The organism is Devosia algicola, from assembly GCF_028816455.1.
GTDB classification, from domain to species: Bacteria; Pseudomonadota; Alphaproteobacteria; order Rhizobiales; family Devosiaceae; genus Devosia; species Devosia algicola.
Map to the genome: position 1 here is coordinate 1,824,159 of NZ_CP118246.1, position 16,034 is coordinate 1,840,192.

At 57.0% G+C, this 16,034-nt stretch carries 17 protein-coding genes, 1 other RNA gene and 2 pseudogenes; 6 read left to right on the top strand and 14 right to left on the bottom strand.

Features of this window, described 5'->3' with window-relative positions; translation table 11 throughout:
* Positions 1 to 8: 8 nt before the first annotated feature.
* From PSQ19_RS09700 to tolQ, 3 genes are read right to left on the bottom strand one after another with little or no spacing between them, the layout of a single operon-like run.
* Positions 9 to 1,175: a hypothetical protein gene (locus PSQ19_RS09700; protein ID WP_282217574.1), complete on the bottom strand. Its 1,167-nt coding sequence runs from the start codon at positions 1,173 to 1,175 to the stop codon at positions 9 to 11.
* Between the two features lie 7 nt (positions 1,176 to 1,182).
* Positions 1,183 to 1,626: a protein TolR gene (gene tolR, locus PSQ19_RS09705; protein ID WP_282220664.1), complete on the bottom strand. Its 444-nt coding sequence runs from the start codon at positions 1,624 to 1,626 to the stop codon at positions 1,183 to 1,185.
* A gap of 12 nt (positions 1,627 to 1,638) precedes the next feature.
* Entirely contained in the window at positions 1,639 to 2,337 is a 699-nt protein-coding gene (gene tolQ, locus PSQ19_RS09710) for a protein TolQ (protein WP_282220665.1), read from the bottom strand.
* Positions 2,338 to 2,617: 280 nt separating this feature from the next.
* On the opposite strand from tolQ, the gene PSQ19_RS09715 reads away from it, so the two are divergent.
* A complete protein-coding gene (locus PSQ19_RS09715) occupies positions 2,618 to 3,061 on the top strand; it encodes a CHRD domain-containing protein (RefSeq protein WP_282217575.1) in 444 nt (147 codons plus the stop codon).
* Between the two features lie 48 nt (positions 3,062 to 3,109).
* Here the strand turns inward: PSQ19_RS09715 and PSQ19_RS09720 are convergent, their stop codons facing one another.
* The 4 genes and pseudogenes from PSQ19_RS09720 to ruvC all read right to left on the bottom strand — a co-directional run bounded on the left by PSQ19_RS09720 (position 3,110) and on the right by ruvC (position 5,670).
* Positions 3,110 to 3,514: a YbgC/FadM family acyl-CoA thioesterase gene (locus PSQ19_RS09720; RefSeq protein WP_282217576.1), complete on the bottom strand. Its 405-nt coding sequence runs from the start codon at positions 3,512 to 3,514 to the stop codon at positions 3,110 to 3,112.
* Positions 3,511 to 4,554 carry a Holliday junction branch migration DNA helicase RuvB gene (ruvB, locus tag PSQ19_RS09725; protein WP_407648967.1) on the bottom strand — a complete coding sequence of 348 codons (1,044 nt, stop codon included), beginning with the start codon at positions 4,552 to 4,554 and terminating at the stop codon, positions 3,511 to 3,513. The genes PSQ19_RS09720 and ruvB overlap by 4 nt, the downstream gene beginning before the upstream one ends.
* Positions 4,551 to 5,168, bottom strand: a complete 618-nt coding sequence (gene ruvA, locus PSQ19_RS09730) for a Holliday junction branch migration protein RuvA (RefSeq protein WP_282217577.1) — start codon at positions 5,166 to 5,168, stop codon at positions 4,551 to 4,553. The genes ruvB and ruvA overlap by 4 nt, the downstream gene beginning before the upstream one ends.
* Positions 5,165 to 5,670, bottom strand: a pseudogene (gene ruvC, locus PSQ19_RS09735) (crossover junction endodeoxyribonuclease RuvC). Before ruvC ends, ruvA begins: the two are co-directional and overlap by 4 nt.
* 161 nt (positions 5,671 to 5,831) lie before the next feature.
* Here ruvC and PSQ19_RS09740 point away from each other — a divergent pair.
* Both PSQ19_RS09740 and PSQ19_RS09745 read left to right on the top strand, forming a co-directional pair.
* Positions 5,832 to 6,584 (top strand): GGDEF domain-containing protein, encoded by a 753-nt coding sequence (locus PSQ19_RS09740; protein ID WP_282217578.1) that lies wholly within the window; start codon positions 5,832 to 5,834, stop codon positions 6,582 to 6,584.
* Positions 6,585 to 6,667: 83 nt separating this feature from the next.
* Positions 6,668 to 7,381: a GGDEF domain-containing protein gene (locus PSQ19_RS09745; protein WP_282217579.1), complete on the top strand. Its 714-nt coding sequence runs from the start codon at positions 6,668 to 6,670 to the stop codon at positions 7,379 to 7,381.
* Positions 7,382 to 7,534: 153 nt separating this feature from the next.
* Here PSQ19_RS09745 and PSQ19_RS09750 read toward each other — a convergent pair whose 3' ends face one another.
* From PSQ19_RS09750 to ssrS, 4 genes are all read right to left on the bottom strand, one after another.
* The gene (locus tag PSQ19_RS09750; protein WP_282217580.1) at positions 7,535 to 8,302 is read right to left on the bottom strand and encodes a YebC/PmpR family DNA-binding transcriptional regulator; all 768 of its coding nucleotides are present in this window, start codon (positions 8,300 to 8,302) and stop codon (positions 7,535 to 7,537) included.
* Positions 8,303 to 8,382: 80 nt separating this feature from the next.
* Positions 8,383 to 9,198, bottom strand: coding sequence for a TIGR00282 family metallophosphoesterase (locus PSQ19_RS09755; RefSeq protein WP_282217581.1), 816 nt, complete (start codon positions 9,196 to 9,198; stop codon positions 8,383 to 8,385).
* Complete coding sequence (locus tag PSQ19_RS09760) at positions 9,195 to 9,782, bottom strand: 5-formyltetrahydrofolate cyclo-ligase (protein WP_282217582.1); 588 nt, start codon at positions 9,780 to 9,782, stop codon at positions 9,195 to 9,197. The genes PSQ19_RS09755 and PSQ19_RS09760 overlap by 4 nt, the downstream gene beginning before the upstream one ends.
* Before the next feature lie 28 nt (positions 9,783 to 9,810).
* A non-coding RNA gene (gene ssrS / locus PSQ19_RS09765) (6S RNA) lies at positions 9,811 to 9,969 on the bottom strand.
* A gap of 168 nt (positions 9,970 to 10,137) precedes the next feature.
* Between ssrS and PSQ19_RS09770 the strand changes: the two genes are divergently transcribed.
* Positions 10,138 to 11,010 (top strand): lytic transglycosylase domain-containing protein, encoded by an 873-nt coding sequence (locus tag PSQ19_RS09770; RefSeq protein WP_282217583.1) that lies wholly within the window; start codon positions 10,138 to 10,140, stop codon positions 11,008 to 11,010.
* Between the two features lie 9 nt (positions 11,011 to 11,019).
* On the opposite strand, the gene PSQ19_RS09775 is transcribed toward PSQ19_RS09770, so the two are convergent.
* The 3 genes from PSQ19_RS09775 to PSQ19_RS09785 form a co-directional block, all read right to left on the bottom strand.
* Positions 11,020 to 11,805 (bottom strand): potassium channel family protein, encoded by a 786-nt coding sequence (locus PSQ19_RS09775; RefSeq protein ID WP_407648969.1) that lies wholly within the window; start codon positions 11,803 to 11,805, stop codon positions 11,020 to 11,022.
* Between the two features lie 75 nt (positions 11,806 to 11,880).
* On the bottom strand, positions 11,881 to 12,258 hold the full coding sequence (locus PSQ19_RS09780) for a cell division protein ZapA (protein WP_282217584.1): 378 nt from the start codon (positions 12,256 to 12,258) through the stop codon (positions 11,881 to 11,883).
* 25 nt (positions 12,259 to 12,283) lie between these two features.
* The gene (locus PSQ19_RS09785) at positions 12,284 to 12,559 is read right to left on the bottom strand and encodes a DUF4164 family protein (RefSeq protein ID WP_282217585.1); all 276 of its coding nucleotides are present in this window, start codon (positions 12,557 to 12,559) and stop codon (positions 12,284 to 12,286) included.
* 298 nt (positions 12,560 to 12,857) lie between these two features.
* Here PSQ19_RS09785 and tkt point away from each other — a divergent pair.
* Positions 12,858 to 14,829 (top strand): annotated as a pseudogene (gene tkt, locus PSQ19_RS09790) (transketolase).
* Positions 14,830 to 14,874: 45 nt separating this feature from the next.
* The gene (gene gap, locus PSQ19_RS09795; RefSeq protein ID WP_282217586.1) at positions 14,875 to 15,882 is read left to right on the top strand and encodes a type I glyceraldehyde-3-phosphate dehydrogenase; all 1,008 of its coding nucleotides are present in this window, start codon (positions 14,875 to 14,877) and stop codon (positions 15,880 to 15,882) included.
* The last annotated feature ends 152 nt before the right edge of the window (positions 15,883 to 16,034 follow it).

A 16,034-nucleotide genomic window follows, 5' to 3' on the forward strand; every position in this document is an offset into this window, starting at 1 on the left:
CCGGGCAATCACTGTTGCTCTCTGGCGTCAAAATTTACGCGCACTGTATTCCAGCCGGCATCGCCCGCATATTTCTCCGGCGGCAGCATGGTATAGCCATTCTCACCGCATCTGATCACGGCCCGAACGGCAGCACTGCCCGTCGCCGCGCCCGTATTCGCGCCGGTCACAGATATAATCGTTGGTTGACCCTGCACCATCCCACTCTGAGTAAATTTGACTTCGATCACCGCTGACGCGCCTTCATCGGCTGATCCGACAGGTGGAAAGAAACATTGCTTCATCGCTGCCGATAGTCCGTCCAGTTCTGATTGCGACAATGTGACGGACCGACCGGACTGCTTACCCAGGGACGGCTGACCTCCTTGACCGGTTGTAGCCCCCGTCGAATTATCCCTGTTGATAATGGCCGAAATATCATCAGCCAACGACGCATCCAGCTGTGTAGTTGCATCGCGCTCGCGTTTGGCCTTCTCCGCTGCGGCAGCTGCCGCCACTTTTTTTGCTTCGGCAGCTTTGGCTTCAGCCAATTTCCTCGCTTCTTCTTCCGCCCGTTTCCTTGCCTCGGCAATAGCCGCTTCCTGCTGTTTTTTGTAATCTGCCCGTTTTTGATCCAGCGACGCTGGCCGCGAAACTGGAACGGGTGCAACAGCGGCAGGTACACTTTGCTCGGTCGCCAACACTGGTTCCGGTTCCGGCGCAGGCGTTGGCGCTGGTTCTGGTGTGGGCGCCGGAACTGGTGCCGGTGTCGGTGGTATCGGTGCCGGTGTTGGCGCCGGCTCCGGTATCGGAAGGGGTTCTGGCGCTGGTGCTGGCTCCGGTTCTGGCTCCGGTATCGGTTCGGGGCGTGTAGCGGGTGCCGGTGCCGTCTTGGTCACTGGAGCAGGTGTCGGTGTATCGGCGGGCGTTGGCTGCACCTGGTCTTTTTCGGTATTACCCGTGGGCTGTGCGGGCTCTGCCGGATTATCATCCGTGACGGTCGAGGGTGTCTCGGTGTCAACTATCTGGCTGTCAAGCGATCCCGCCCGGATATTGGAAACCTCAGAAATTGGCACCAGATCAACAGAAATGGAGTCCACCACGACCGGATCAAGTTTACTTGCCCCCAAGCTGATCAGGCCAACGGTCAACAAGGCGATGTGGGCAATTGCCGATGCGGCCAGGCCGATACGCATGAGTCTCCTACCTCGGAGCCTGTTCCGTGATCAGCCCGATCTTGGCATAACCAGCCGCTGACAACAGGCCCATGACTTTCATAACCGAACCATAATTGGCCGTGGTATCGCCGCGAAGAAATATCCGCGACTCCGTACCGTTGGCCGATTGAGTGTTGAGGGTGGAAATCAGATTGTCTTCCGCAACCTGTTCGTCGCCCACATAGATTAGGCCTTCGGGCGTCACCGAGACCGTAATCGGCTGCGTTTCGCTGTTAATATCGTTGGCCGCTGACTGCGGCAGATCGATCGGTACGCCCGCCGTCATCATTGGCGCCGCGACCATAAAAACGATCAGCAATACCAGCATCACATCGACCAGCGGCGTTACATTGATTTCGCTCATCACGCCGCCGTGCCTGCCGCGCCTGCCACGCCGTCCACCGCCGCGACCGCCTCCGGTTGCTCCCATACCCACGGCTATTTACCCCGAGCCTTCGAGTTGGCGGCTCAGAATCGTCGAAAACTCATCAGCAAAACCCTCGAGCCGTCCGATCATCTTGCCGGCATCGGATGACAGTTTATTGTAAGCAATAACCGCTGGGATGGCGGCGACCAGACCAATTGCCGTAGCGAATAGCGCCTCGGCGATTGGCGCGGCCACAACGGCAAGATTGGTGCTCGAGGACGCCGCAATCGCGGTAAAGGCGTTCATTATACCCCAGACGGTGCCAAACAGGCCGATGAACGGCCCCGCCGAACCTACTGTCGCCAGAAACGTCAATCGTTTTTCGAGATTTTCGCTCTCGCGCGCAATGGCAACATCAAGCACCTTGTCGAGTCGTTGCTGCATACCGACGTAAGACGAGGCGTTCTGCTCATGGCTTCGCTTCCATTCCTTCATTGCGGCAACAAAGACGGCGCCCAGGCCACCCGAAGTACGCTCGGACTGCGCCTGGTAAAGCTCTTCCAGCGATTGCCCTGACCAGAACTGGCGTTCAAACCGGTTCATCTCGCTGGCGGCACGTCGGTAGTGCAGCGACTTGTCGATAATGATAGCCCAGCACCAGATCGAGGCGCCTAGCAGGCCAAGCATGACGGACTTGACCACCCAATCGGCTGACCAGAACAAACCCCAGATTGAAAAGTCGACGTGTGGAGCAACCGCTCCCACAGCATCCATGGCTTCCATGAAGTGATCCTTTTTGGCCCGGCCTACAATGACCGACCCCTGACGCTGATGCGATGAGGTCGAAATTTGTCAAATTTAAGAGAAATTGCCTGAATATCCGGTCATTGGCGGCCCAGACCTCCAGCATTTGTCCCTTTGCCGCAATTATGGTCAAGAATTGGTTAACAAAGGCTCACGTTGGGGTCGATCAAACAACTTGTGAAGGAACTGACGGCTTGCCCCCTCGTTTTCACACAGCCAGCCTATTTGCTGACACTTTCGGAGAAACGACATGACCATCAAATCCGCTACAATTGCTACTGTCGCCGCCGCTAGCCTGATGTTTGCCGCCGTCCCGGCGTTTGCCGAGGTGGTAAATATGACCGCCGATCTTTCCGGTCAGGCCGAGGTACCGCCAAATAACTCGTCTGCCACCGGCAAACTCGAGGCTACCTTTGATACTGATTCGATGAAATTTGCCTGGACAATTAGCTATGAGGGGCTCACAGGCGACGCCACTGCCGCCCATTTCCACGGTCCAGCAGCCGAAGGGGAAAATGCGGACCCGGTCATACCCATCGATGGCGATCTTGCAAGCCCCATCAAGGGGGAGGCGACGTTGACCGAAGACCAGGCCAGTCAACTTCAAGACGGTATGTGGTATGTAAATATTCATACTGACGCTAACAAGGGCGGCGAGTTGCGCGGCCAGGTCATGGCCGAGAGCGCCATGTAGGGCAACCTGCACTTCTGAACATTAAGGGACCGCCAAGCGGTCCCTTTTTTATGGACTGTTGGCGCGAAGTGCCACGCGCAATTTATCAGGCATCCGGGCTGCCCCGCCCCCCATTTTTATGGCAGCCACAACAACCCTGGTCTCCGTCAAGAGCACGGCGTCTCTTGATATTTTTTGCACCAACACCAGTCGAGCGCCTCCAATCACCTCAACATCGGTGGTGACAAGCAGCTGGTCGTCAATGTGGGCCGCAGCCAAAAATTCAATTTGCATGGATCGGACCGCGAATGCCAATCCTTCGGCTGCCAGTTCCTGGTGATGAATGCCTGCATCACGCAAAAACTCTGTCCGCCCGCGTTCAAAGAACTTTAGATACGCGGCGTGATAAACATTACCTGAAAAATCCGTGTCTTCGTAGTAGACCCTGATCAGGGTCTGATGTGCTCGTGTCAATCCTCGCCCTCTGGTTCCTCAAACAAATTCGCCTGCAGTCCAACAAAGCCCTGCGGCACGACAAGTCCAATATGCTGGAACGCCGCCCCGGTCAGCATCCGGCCGCGGGGTGTTCGCTGCACAAATCCCTGCTGGATAAGATAAGGCTCGACGATTTCTTCGAGCGCGTCGCGCGGTTCGGACAAAGCAGCGGCGATGGTTTCGATACCAACCGGTCCACCGCCGTAAAATTCGGCAATAGTTGTGAGATAGCGGCGATCCAGCTGGTCCAGACCGCGCGCATCGACATCCAAGCGCAGCAGAGCCTTGTCCGCAACAGCGCGGGTTATTTCTGCGACCCCGTCGACAAGCGCGAAATCGGTAACGCGGCGCAGCAGACGACCAGCTATCCGCGGTGTCCCCCGCGACCGCCGCGCAATCTCCATTGCCCCATCCATGCCCATTGAGGTGCCCATGAGCCGAGCGCCCCGTGTCACGATCTGCACCAATTCTTCGGGTGTATAAAAGTTTAGCCGGACAGGAATGCCAAACCGGTCGCGCAAGGGCGTGGTCAGCAATCCGGCGCGAGTTGTCGCGCCAACCAAAGTAAATCGCGCCAGATCAATCCGCACAGACCGCGCCGACGGCCCTTCCCCGATGATCAAATCAAGCTGAAAATCCTCCATTGCCGGGTAGAGAACTTCCTCGATCGCCGGGTTCAGCCGGTGTATCTCGTCAATAAAAAGGACATCGCGGTCCTCAAGATTAGTCAGTAAGGCCGCCAGATCACCAGCCTTGGCGATGACCGGCCCTGAAGTTGCGCGAAACCCGACGCCCAGTTCGCGCGAAATGATTTGCGCCAATGTTGTCTTGCCAAGCCCCGGTGGACCAACAAACAACACATGATCGAGCGCACTTTCACGCCGCTTGGCCGCTTCGATGAAGACTTCAAGGTTGGCCCGTGCTGCCGCCTGGCCGATGAACTCGGAAAATCCAGATGGGCGCAGTGCCACATCCAGTGGCTCATCACGCCCGGCTGCCCCAGAGGTCAAATCGGTCAACTACTCAACTCCCGAAGACCCAGCCGGATCAGTTTTTCGGTCGGCGTGTCCTCGCCTTCCCTGGCCATCACCCGCGCCACCGCCGACGACGCCTGGGCGCTTGAATAGCCCAAATTGGTCAGCGCCGATACCGCGTCAGCTACCGTGCCGCTGGCCACCCCTTCGCCCAGCGCACTCTGCAGCCCCAGCACCCCGGCATCGACGGCGCCCCCAGCAGGAACCTTGCCCTTAAGCTCGGTAATGATTCGAACGGCCAACTTCGGACCCACGCCATTGGCGCGCCCCACCATTGCCTTATCCTGCAAGGCAATGGCGCTGGATATCTCCGCTGGTGCAAGCGCCGACAGGATGGCCAGCGCCACACGCGCACCAACGCCCTGCACTGAAGTAAGTAATTCAAACCAGACTTTCTCGCCCAGACTGCCGAAACCGTAAAGCCGGATAAAATCTTCGCGTACCATCATTTCAATGAACAGCACCGCCCCTTCGCCGACTCGCGGCAGGTTCTGCAGGGTCCGCGTGGAGCAAAACGCCTGATAACAGACGCCCTGCACATCCAACAGCACGCTGTCGTCATTGAGACTTTCAACAATTCCCTTGAGCTTGCCGATCATGCGCTGGCCTTAATTCTCATAGCCGCAACCCGGTGATGTGCGTGGCATATGCCAATGGCCAGCGCATCGGCCGCGTCAGCCCCCTTGAAGCTGGCACTGGGCAACAAAATCCGGATCATCGCCGCGACCTGCCCCTTGTCTGCATGGCCGGTACCCACGACCGATTTCTTTATCAGATTAGCCGCATATTCAGAAACCGGCACACCGCGCGCCGCCGGGGTCATCAGCGCTACGCCACGCGCCTGTCCCAATATAAGCGCTGATTGCGCGCCTTTGCTGACAAAGGTTTCTTCTACCGCTGCCTCATCGGGGCGATATTCATCTACCAGCGCCGTGATGCCGTTGAACAGATGGACCAACCTTTCGGCCAATGCGATGTCAGTAGGGGGGTCAGCGTACCGCAAGCAATAAAGCTGAGCCGATTGCCCGTGGATTCTATCACCCCCCAGCCGCAACGACGCAGGCCCGGATCGATCCCGATGATTCGTATTGTATCCGCCATGCCTCACCTTTAGCCGTCCTCGGCCAACCTAACAAACACAATGTGAACAAACCAGAAACCATGCCAGTGGAAAACCGGTTGAAGGATCAATTGTCGACTGCCCGTCAAGACCTTGTTTAGACCCAGCTCCTAAGGTGCACCTACCAACTGGGAACGCATCCATGAACTACCAAGAGCATCAGTTGACCAAGAAGTCCTGGGGCCGGATTTTCCGCATAACCGGTTTCATCAGCGTAGTGTCTGCTCTGGCCTCGGTTGCTGCGACCCATATTTTTTTGAATTTGTTCGCCAATGGCGTGAACCTGCAAGGCACGATCATCGCTTTCATCATGCCTTTGGTTTTGGGTACGCCGATGCTCTTATTCATGTCCTTGCGTCAGGAACAGCTGCGCACTTTGAACGAGTTGCTTGATCTGGCCGCCACCACCGACTGGCTGACGGGCTGCTTGAATCGCGGCGCCTTTACCGCCCATGCTACAAGTCGTCTTGCACAATCCTCGGTCGGGCCTGAAGGGGGTGCGCTCCTGCTGCTTGATGCCGACAGTTTTAAGACCATCAATGATCGTTTTGGCCATAATCATGGTGACGATGCCCTGCGTCTTCTCGCGCAGACTATTTCGGCCTCGGTTCGCAGCACCGATCTGGTCGGCCGGGTTGGCGGCGAGGAATTCTGCATCTATCTTGATCATGCCACACCGGTGGTGGTCGACGCGATCGCCGAGCGTATTCGGGGCGCAATTGCAAATCTCAGTTTCAGTCCGAACGGCGAAACCTGCCCGCTGTCGGTCAGTATCGGTGGCGCCTGCTTCATGCAGTCGGGCGACTTCGAAAAATTGTACCGTCTTGCCGACCAGCGCCTTTACAGCGCCAAGAATCGCGGCCGCGACTGCGTCGCCATCGCCAGAGCCGCCTGAACCGCCGTCGTCATCATCTACAATGCCCCTGCCGGTCGCTGCAAGGTTACGCGGCCGACCGCCAACGCGCCGTGGAGCAAATCTTGGTCAACACAATGCTCTCATCGCCCAAAACCTGGTCATCAGTCGCCCGTTGGACAATTCTGGCCACAGTCGCCAGCTTGCTGGTCTCGCTGATTGTCCATGCACTGGCATTTGGCGACCTTGATCAACGAACACTCGAACGCTCACTGGTCAGTGCCCTTCTTCCTCCGTTGTTGATTGGCGCGCCGCTGTTCTTCGTTATCGCGTCACGTTGGCGAAAGCTGGCACTGGCCAACCATCGGCTAGGCAATCTCGCCCGTACTGACAGTTTGACCAAGTGCCTGAACCGGGGCGCATTCGCTGACTGCGTGGAGCAGTTGCTGGCCGGTGCCGGTGATGACACCGCATCAGGCACATTTTTGATGATCGACGCCGACAATTTCAAAGCGATCAATGATCAGTATGGCCATGACGCCGGCGATGAAGCCCTTGGGATAATCGTTCGTTCGATTCGCGCTATTTTACGCCCCAACGATCTCATTGGGCGCATGGGTGGCGAAGAATTCGGCGTCTATCTTCCCCAAACCACACTCGCCGACTCAGCCGTTGTGGCCGAACGCATACGACGCGCCGTCAATTTGGCGGTATTTGCGCCCGGCCCCGCCCCACACCAGGCTCTCGATAAGCGTCGGCGGTGTTGCCTTCGATACCCCAATTACTTTTGCCTGCCTGTTCAGCATGGCAGATCATCGCCTCTACGGCGCCAAGAATGATGGACGGAACTGCATCAATATCATTCAGGCCGATAGTGACCTCGTCACAGGCGTTGCGGCAATGGGCATGCATCCCAACGCCGATCGCCGGTCGCTCTGATCACCTTGGCGGCCATGGAACAACGCTACCCGGCATGGGTTTCGTCCTACCGGTCAAGAGATTGGCAAACCCGCTAGGCTCTCGAGCTTGGCCATCTCCTCATCACTTATATCGAAGTTCGAATATACGTTTTGCACGTCATCATCTTCTTCGAGCATGGCAATCAGTTTCAACAACGTCCCACCCTTCTCTGCATCAATGGGCGTGTCGTTTTGCGGACGCCAGATTGCCTTGACCGATTCGGCCTCACCCAGGCTTGTTTCAAGTGCCGCCGCGACATCCACCATGGCTTCAAAAGTAGTGTAGATCCAATGGCCGTCTTCATTGCTTTCGACATCATCGGCACCCGCTTCGATTGCCGCTTCCATGATGTCGTCCGCGCTGCCCGCATCAACGGGATAGGCAACTTCGCCAATCTTGTCGAACATGAAGCCGACCGAATTGGTTTCTCCCAACGCACCGCCATTCTTGGAAAAATATGATCGCACATTCGAGGCCGTACGATTGCGATTGTCGGTCAGCGCCTCGACAATAATAGCGACCCCGCCCGGACCGTAGCCCTCATAACGGATTTCCTCATAATTTTCGCCGTCGCTGCCGCTCGCCTTTTTGACGGCGCGATCGATATTGTCCTTGGGCATGGACTGGGCGCGGGCATTGGTTATGGCCAGGCGCAGACGTGAGTTAAATGCCGGATCGGGCATGCCCATCTTCGCCGCCACGGTAATTTCGCGGGCCAGCTTGGAAAACACTTTGGAGCGCGCCGCATCGCTCTTGCCCTTGCGGTGCATGATATTCTTGGCATGTGAATGGCCTGCCATTCGATCCCCCAATGTCGCTAAATGGATTTTGCCCGCTTATAGGGGGCATAACCCAAAAAATAAAGGTGCCAGCCAGGCTCCTAGAAGCTTGGCACGGCCTGAGCCAGAGTACCGCCGATACGAACCGGCAGCACCTTTGTCGCCAGTCCACTGTGCGGATCCGTCTCAACGGCGACGCCACACAGGGTCGCTTCGCCCTCTGCGGGGGTGAACCGTCCCTTCTGCATACCGGTCAGGAACCTGTGCAGCGGTTCGTCCGCATCGACCCCGATAATGGAATCAAAATCCCCACACATACCCGCGTCAGCCATAAGAGCCGTCCCGCCAGCCAGTATGCGATGGTCCGCTGTGGGAATATGGGTGTGCGTTCCGACCACCAAACTCGCGCGTCCATCCAGAAACATGCCCATTGCCTGAATTTCCGAGGTCGCTTCGGTGTGGAAATCCACGATGACCGCATCAGCCTGTTCGGCCAGCGGACACGCTGCAATCGCTGCCTCTACCGCCCTGAACGGATCGTCGATAGGTTGCAGGAACACCCGGCCCAGCGCATTTATGACCAGAACACGGTGGCCATTACGTCCTTCGACCAGCATGGCACCACGCCCCGGTGTGCCCGCAACCATATTGATCGGCCGCAACAATGTGGGTTCACGCTCAATATAGCTGACCGTTTCACGCTGGTCGAACGCGTGGTCACCAAGCGTCACAACATCAGCGCCCGCATTGCGGAGCCCATTGAAATGGGATTCGGTTAATCCCCTGCCATGGCTGGCATTTTCGCCATTGACTACAACAAAATCAAATCCGTAATCTGCAATAATCGTCGGCAGTTTTTCGGCCACGGCATCACGACCGCTCCGGCCCATTACGTCGCCCAGAAACAATAATTTCATGCCGCATCGCCAAACTGGCGGACACCGTCTTCGGTCACCACGGCATCTAGCGGCATATCATGATCTTCACGGGGAATGTCATCGAGTTCCTGGGCGCAAAAGGCCAACCCAACCAGCCGGGGGCGTTTCTTGAAGTGCGCCAGCGTGCGATCATAATAACCGCCGCCATACCCGAGCCTGGTACCCTTGGCGTCAAAACCCAGTAGCGGCATCAGGACAATGTCCGGCTCCGCCCGTGGCGCCAGGTCCGCCGGCGCAAGTGTGCCAAATCCGGCGGGGTATAAAGCTGCGCCCTGTTCCCATACCCGCAACTCAAGCGGCTCATTGGGGCCCATCACCACAGGCAGCACCACCGGTTGCAAACTGTCCATCAACCGCACCAGGATCGGCTGGCAGTCCAACTCATCGCGAATGCGCCAGTAGCCGGCAACGATATCGCCAGGGTGCAATGCGATGCCATCGAAGAAGTGATCGGATACGGCGCGCGCCGCGTCTGCGCGCCAATTAGCCGCCAGCGCAGCGCGCCGGAGGTGGGCATCAAGCCTCAGCGCCGCCTTGGCCTCTTCGATTTTCTCGTCAACCATGCCGACCTGTTGGTCCAATCACTAAAATTTAGGTGCCGCCCCGGCCGTGGGATATGCGATCCTGGGAACCTACTTTACGTAGGTGGGCGCCGTATATCCAAGCCCAGGAGCTCGGTCAGGGACAGGCTCCCTTAAGATCGATAAGGCCCCAAGGAAATGTTATCCAGCACGCACCGGGCAGCCCCACCCATATAGTGCTTCCGAAGCGCTCTGCAAAGCCACATTCAGATATGTCACTTAAACACACCTGTGTGGGCGTGCTTGCCAGCGTTTTATTGCCCCCTAAGCTGGCGTGATCAACCATGGTAAGTCGATGCACCAGCGCTTAATTTGGCCGATTGTCTTGGCGCTCGTTGTGGCCCAACTTTGTTCGCACGCCCACGCGGCGCCTGCCGATAAGGCAAGTCCGGGCTACTGTGTCGAACTGGAGGGCAACAACCGATGTATTGGGTCCGCAAACTACACTGCCGATGTGTGCACCTTTATTGCTGCCGTAGCCGATTTTTGGCACCTGCCTGACGCCTTCCTTGCGCGTTTGATCTGGCAGGAAAGCCGTTTTGAACCGAGCGCGGTCAGTCCGGCGGGTGCCGAGGGGATTGCCCAGTTCATGCCTGGCACTGCCCGTATCCGCCAATTGAAAGACCCTTTCGATCCGGCAGAATCCCTGGCCCGATCCGCTCAATACCTGGCCGAACTTACCGACAAATTCGGCAATCTAGGCCTTGCAGCTGCCGCCTACAACGCTGGCGAGAATCGTATTAGCCGCGCCATCAATGCTCAAGGTTACATTCCCGCAGAAACCCGCCAATACGTTGCCATCATTACCGGCCAATCCATTGATTATTGGCTCCGGGACACCCCAGAACCCATCAATTTCGCGTTGCATCCCACCGAAAAATTCGACCAGTCTTGTATCGAAATGGCCAAGGCGGCTCCATTGATCGAACTATTACCCGATAGTGCACACTGGCAGCCATGGGGCGTTCTCATCGCACAAAATTTCTCCCGCAAACTCGCCTCCCGTCGCTTCACTCGAGCCAAACAAGCCTACGATGCGGTCTTAGGCGACGAACAAATGTTGCTGATCAGTGTGCGCAATCCCAGTTTCGGCCGCCGAACGCGCTATTCGGCCATGGTTGGCCGTGCCACTCGTGCCGAAGCCCAGAAACTGTGCACGCAACTAATGGCTCGAGGCGGCAATTGCATAGTCCAGAAAAACGGCCGTTAACGTCCGGCCTCAGTAATTGCCACTATCGGGAATATTGAGAATAATCCCGCAGGCCTTGCAATGCACCGCATCCGGGTCGTGCCGCTGCAACCCGCATTGCGGACATGGAAAATGCACCTTGTTGGGCCTAAAAATCGCCTGTGCCAATCGCACGAACAGCGAAATGCCAATAATCATGATAACGATCGAGGCCAGTTTGCCAAACGTGCCCGGCAGGGTCACATCGCCAAATCCCGTAGTCGTCACCGTCGCCACGGTAAAATATAGCGCGTCAACATAACCAGCGATACCGCCATTGCGATCGGCAAAGGCGGTATAGACAAAACTGGTCACGACAAACAGAAACACCATCAGATTGATGACCGCTTGAATGGTTTCGCGGTATTCTCCGAACCCATGACGGCGAAGTGGGCGCCACATGATGCTCGTCCGGGACATCGTCCAAAGCCGCAATATGCGCAAAAACCCCAAATTGAAAAACAGTGTCGGCGCCAGCAGTGTCAGCAAGATGAAAATATCGACGACAACGGTCAGCTGCTTGAGCCAGCGCCGTATATCCGTCGACGCCAGCGCACGGGCCCCCAGATCCATGCCCAGGATGAGGGCAACCGAATAATCGATCCATAGGAATGAAGCATCGTCGCGCAACAATGGCGACGCCACAAAGAACACGATGATTGCTAGATCAACGACCAGCACCGAAAACTGAAACCGCTGAGCCTGTCGGCGACTGGCTATGGTAGAGCAACCGCAGAGTCGAACGGAAACGCTTGAAGCCCGAGTCGGGCGCGCCATTGGCGCTATCGGCCATGCCGCCACCCAGCTCGATCGCGGCAGCCAAAGACCAGCATACTCAACCATGGCTGCATATTAATTTTGTGGCACCGGGGCTGACGCATCGATCGCTTTGGCCACCGCCTCCAGCTTTTGCGCCGCATCTCCCAGCTTGCTGGCCAGCCTCTGCTCCAGCGCAACTGTCTTGTCATGCATTTTCTGGCCGTCGCGCCCTAACTCGGTTACCTGCGCCTTGAGCGCCGCAATCTGGCGTTCTGCTTCAACCAGTTCGTCAAGCACCGCGATACCCGCCATCACGGTCAGGCGATTGTCGCCGATCTCCCCGATCGCCTCTTTGAGGCCTTCGACCTGCCCATCAAACCGCTGCGCCAGTCCTTGCAGGTGCTCTTGTTGCCCATCTTCGCAGGCCATACGATATTTGCGCCCATTGATCTCGACATTGACTTCTGGCATCGACACCTACCTCTAACTTGCAATCTTATTTGGCCAGCACGTCGCGAACCGTCTCCATCGCCTCGACCAGCCGCCGCGAGACATCGTGAGCACTGTCATCAAGGCGCTTGGCCCTGGCTGAAGCCTTGTCCAGGTCACCGGCCAGCTTCGCCCGCTCCGACACGAGGCGCTGTGTATCAACCTCTACCCGGTGTAACTCGCTGACCCGTGCATTGAAATTCTTCATGCTGGCATCCAGTCGTGCCAGCGCCCGATCGAACCGTGCGGAGGAGGCCTCTACCCCGTCTTCAAGCTGGCTCATGCTCATCGCCTTCTTTTCTCGTCCGCACCCAACCGCCGCTCAATCAGTAAGCCCCAGCCCCGATTGCATTGCAACTATGGCCATCTAACGTCAATTTCTGGTACGACACATTATATCACGCTCTCGTTCGTCAAAAAATATTTTTGCGGGCTGATCCAGCGCTATATTCACCTAATTGACTAACGCTGTGGCTTGAACAGCGACATGTCCGCCTGTTATGCCACCACTATGCCACTATCAGGAGGTCGGATGACCTTCTCCCTCCTATTTGAAGTCCAGCAGCAGAGCACAATTCCCCATGACGAACACAGCCCACCAAAACGATTTGGCCAACGCGATCCGTTCTCTGTCGATGGACGCCGTTGAAAAAGCCAACTCAGGCCACCCTGGCCTGCCAATGGGCTGCGCTGATATCGCGACGGTCTTGTTTACCAAAGTAATGAAGTTTGATCCCGCCGACAGCAAATGGGCCGACCGCGATCGCTTTGTCCTGTCTGCGGGGCACGGTTCGATGCTGCTATATTCTTCGCTTTACCTGCTCGGCTATGAAGACATGACCATCGAGCAGATCAAGAACTTCCGCCAGCTCAATTCCAAGACCGCAGGCCACCCCGAATATCACTTTGCCCAGGGCATCGAAACCACCACCGGCCCGCTGGGCCAGGGCATCGGAAACGCTGTCGGCATGGCGGTCGCGGAAGCCAAGCTCGCCGCGGAATTTGGTGACGATCTGGTCGATCATCACACTTGGTGCCTGGCCGGTGATGGTTGCCTGATGGAAGGCATTTCCCAAGAAGCCATCGCACTTGCCGGTCACCTCCAACTCAGCAAGGCTCACCCTGATTTGGGACAATAATTCCATCACCATCGATGGTGCTGTGTCTAATTCGGACTCCACCGATCAAATCGCCCGTTTCAAGGCGTCGGGCTGGAATACAATCGAAATCGATGGGCATGATCAGGAAGCCATTGAAGCCGCGCTTCTCAAGTCAAAAAATCCACCAAGCCAACCCTGATTGCGGCCAAGACCACAATCGGCTTCGGCGCACCAAAAAAGCGGGCACCAACAAAGTCCATGGCTCCCCGCTCGGTGCCGAGGAACTGGCTGGCGCGAAAAAGGCTCTCGGGATCACCTATCCAGCTTTTGAACTTCCAGCTGATATTTTGTCAACGTGGCGCGCCGCCGGCATGCGTTCGCAAAATATCCGGGGCGAATGGCAGTCGCGTCTGGCCGCCAGTACCAGCAAGGACGAGTTCGAGCGTCGCCAGAACGGCACACTTCCCACCGGGTTCCTGGAGGCTATGGATGCCCACAAGCGCAAATTAAGCGAAGACAAGCCCAAGGTTGCCACCCGCAAATCAAGTCAGATGGCGCTCGACGTCATCAATGCCGTCCTGCCTGAAACACTGGGGGGTCTGCCGACCTGACGGGCTCGAACCTGACAGATACCAAGGAAACCAAACCCTTCACCGTCAAGGACCGCACCGGTCGCTATATGATGTATGGCATCCGTGAACACGGCATGTCGGCCACGATGAACGGTATTGCCCTGCACGGTGGGCTGATTCCTTATGGCGGCACATTTCTCGTCTTTACCGACTACGCCCGCCCTGCAATTCGCCTTTCGGCGCTGATGGGGCAGCGCGTCATTTATGTCATGACCCATGATTCTATTGGTCTTGGCGAAGATGGTCCGACCCACCAGCCCGTCGAACACCTCTCTGCACTGCGTGCCATTCCCAATTTACTGGTGTTCCGCCCTGCCGACGCCGTTGAAACCGCCGAATGCTGGCAATTGGCACTCGAAAGCACCACCGCCCCATCAATACTTGCACTGTCGCGTCAGGGCCTGCCAACGGTACGCACTGACTACACGATGGAGAACAAGTCGGCCAAGGGTGCCTACACCCTTGCCGGTGACCTTGATGCGGACGCCGTAATCTTTGCCTCCGGATCCGAAGTGGCTATCGCGCTTGAAGGCATGAAGGCGTTGCGTGAAAAAGGCATCACTGCCCGCGTTGTATCGGTGCCATCGCTCGAACTGTTCAACCAGCAATCCGACGCCTATCGTGCCGAGATCACGGGTGCGGCCAAAGCGCGCGTTGCGGTCGAGGCCGGCATCTCCATGAGTTGGGACAAGCTGCTTGGCGACAAGGGGCGTTTCGTAGGCATGAAGTCTTTCGGCGCCTCGGGACCAATTGATGATCTCTATCAATTCTTTGGTATTACGCCTCAGGCCGTTGTTGAAGCTGTCACCGCACAGTTGTAAGAGAACCCAACTCTTCCCTGATTTCAACTATTAGGAGCGTCTCCCATGGCAATTCGTGTCGCCATCAATGGTTTTGGCCGTATTGGTCGCAACGTCCTGCGAGCCATCATCGAAAGCGGTCGGACCGACATTGAAGTCGTGGCCATCAACGATCTCGGCCCGGTCGAAACCAACGCACACCTGTTCCGTTTCGATAGCGTCCACGGCCGCTTCAACGGCACGGTGACCGTTGACGGTGATACCATTGATGTAGGGCGTGGACCGATCAAGGTAACCGCCGTTCGCGACCCCGCCGAATTGCCCCACGCCGATATGGGCATCGACATCGCGCTCGAGTGCACGGGTATCTTTACCTCCAAGGAAAAGGCTTCTGCCCATTTGAAGGCCGGCGCCAAGAAAGTTCTGATTTCTGCTCCTGGCGATGGTGCCGATTTGACGGTTGTTTATGGTATCAATCACCACAAGCTCGCTAAAGAGCACATCGTGGTGTCCAACGCTTCCTGCACCACCAACTGTCTCGCTCCGCTAGCCTATGTGCTCAACGAAACCGTTGGTATCGAACGCGGCATGATGACCACCGTGCACTCTTATACCGGCGACCAGCCAACACTCGACACTATGCATAAGGATCTCTATCGCGGTCGCGCTGCCGCCATGTCGCAGATCCCCACCTCAACCGGTGCTGCCAAGGCCATTGGCCTGGTTTTGCCCGAACTAAAAGGCAAGCTGGACGGCGTCTCGATCCGCGTTCCCACTCCCAACGTGTCCTTGGTTGATTTCAAGTTCATCGCCAAGCGCGACACCACGGCTGACGAAATAAACCAGATCATACGCAAATATGCCGATGGCAAGCTCAAGAACATCCTTGGCTACACCACCCAGCCCAACGTCTCGATCGACTTCAACCACGATCCGCATTCGTCAACGGTTGCGCTCGACCAGACCAAAGTCATGGATGGTAATTTTATCGCGGTATTGTCCTGGTATGACAATGAGTGGGGATTTTCAAACCGCATGGCGGATACAGCAGTCGCATTGGGCAAGACCCTTTAAGCCGCTCCATTGCCGTACGATGTAAAAACGGCGCCCCCAGGGGCGCCTTTTTTCCGCTTCGCGACCCAACTAGGTCACGGTTCGTTGCGGCACATTGCCGACCCGTTTGGGTGGCGTTTCCACTTCCCCCACACCCCCCACTCTGCTAGGCA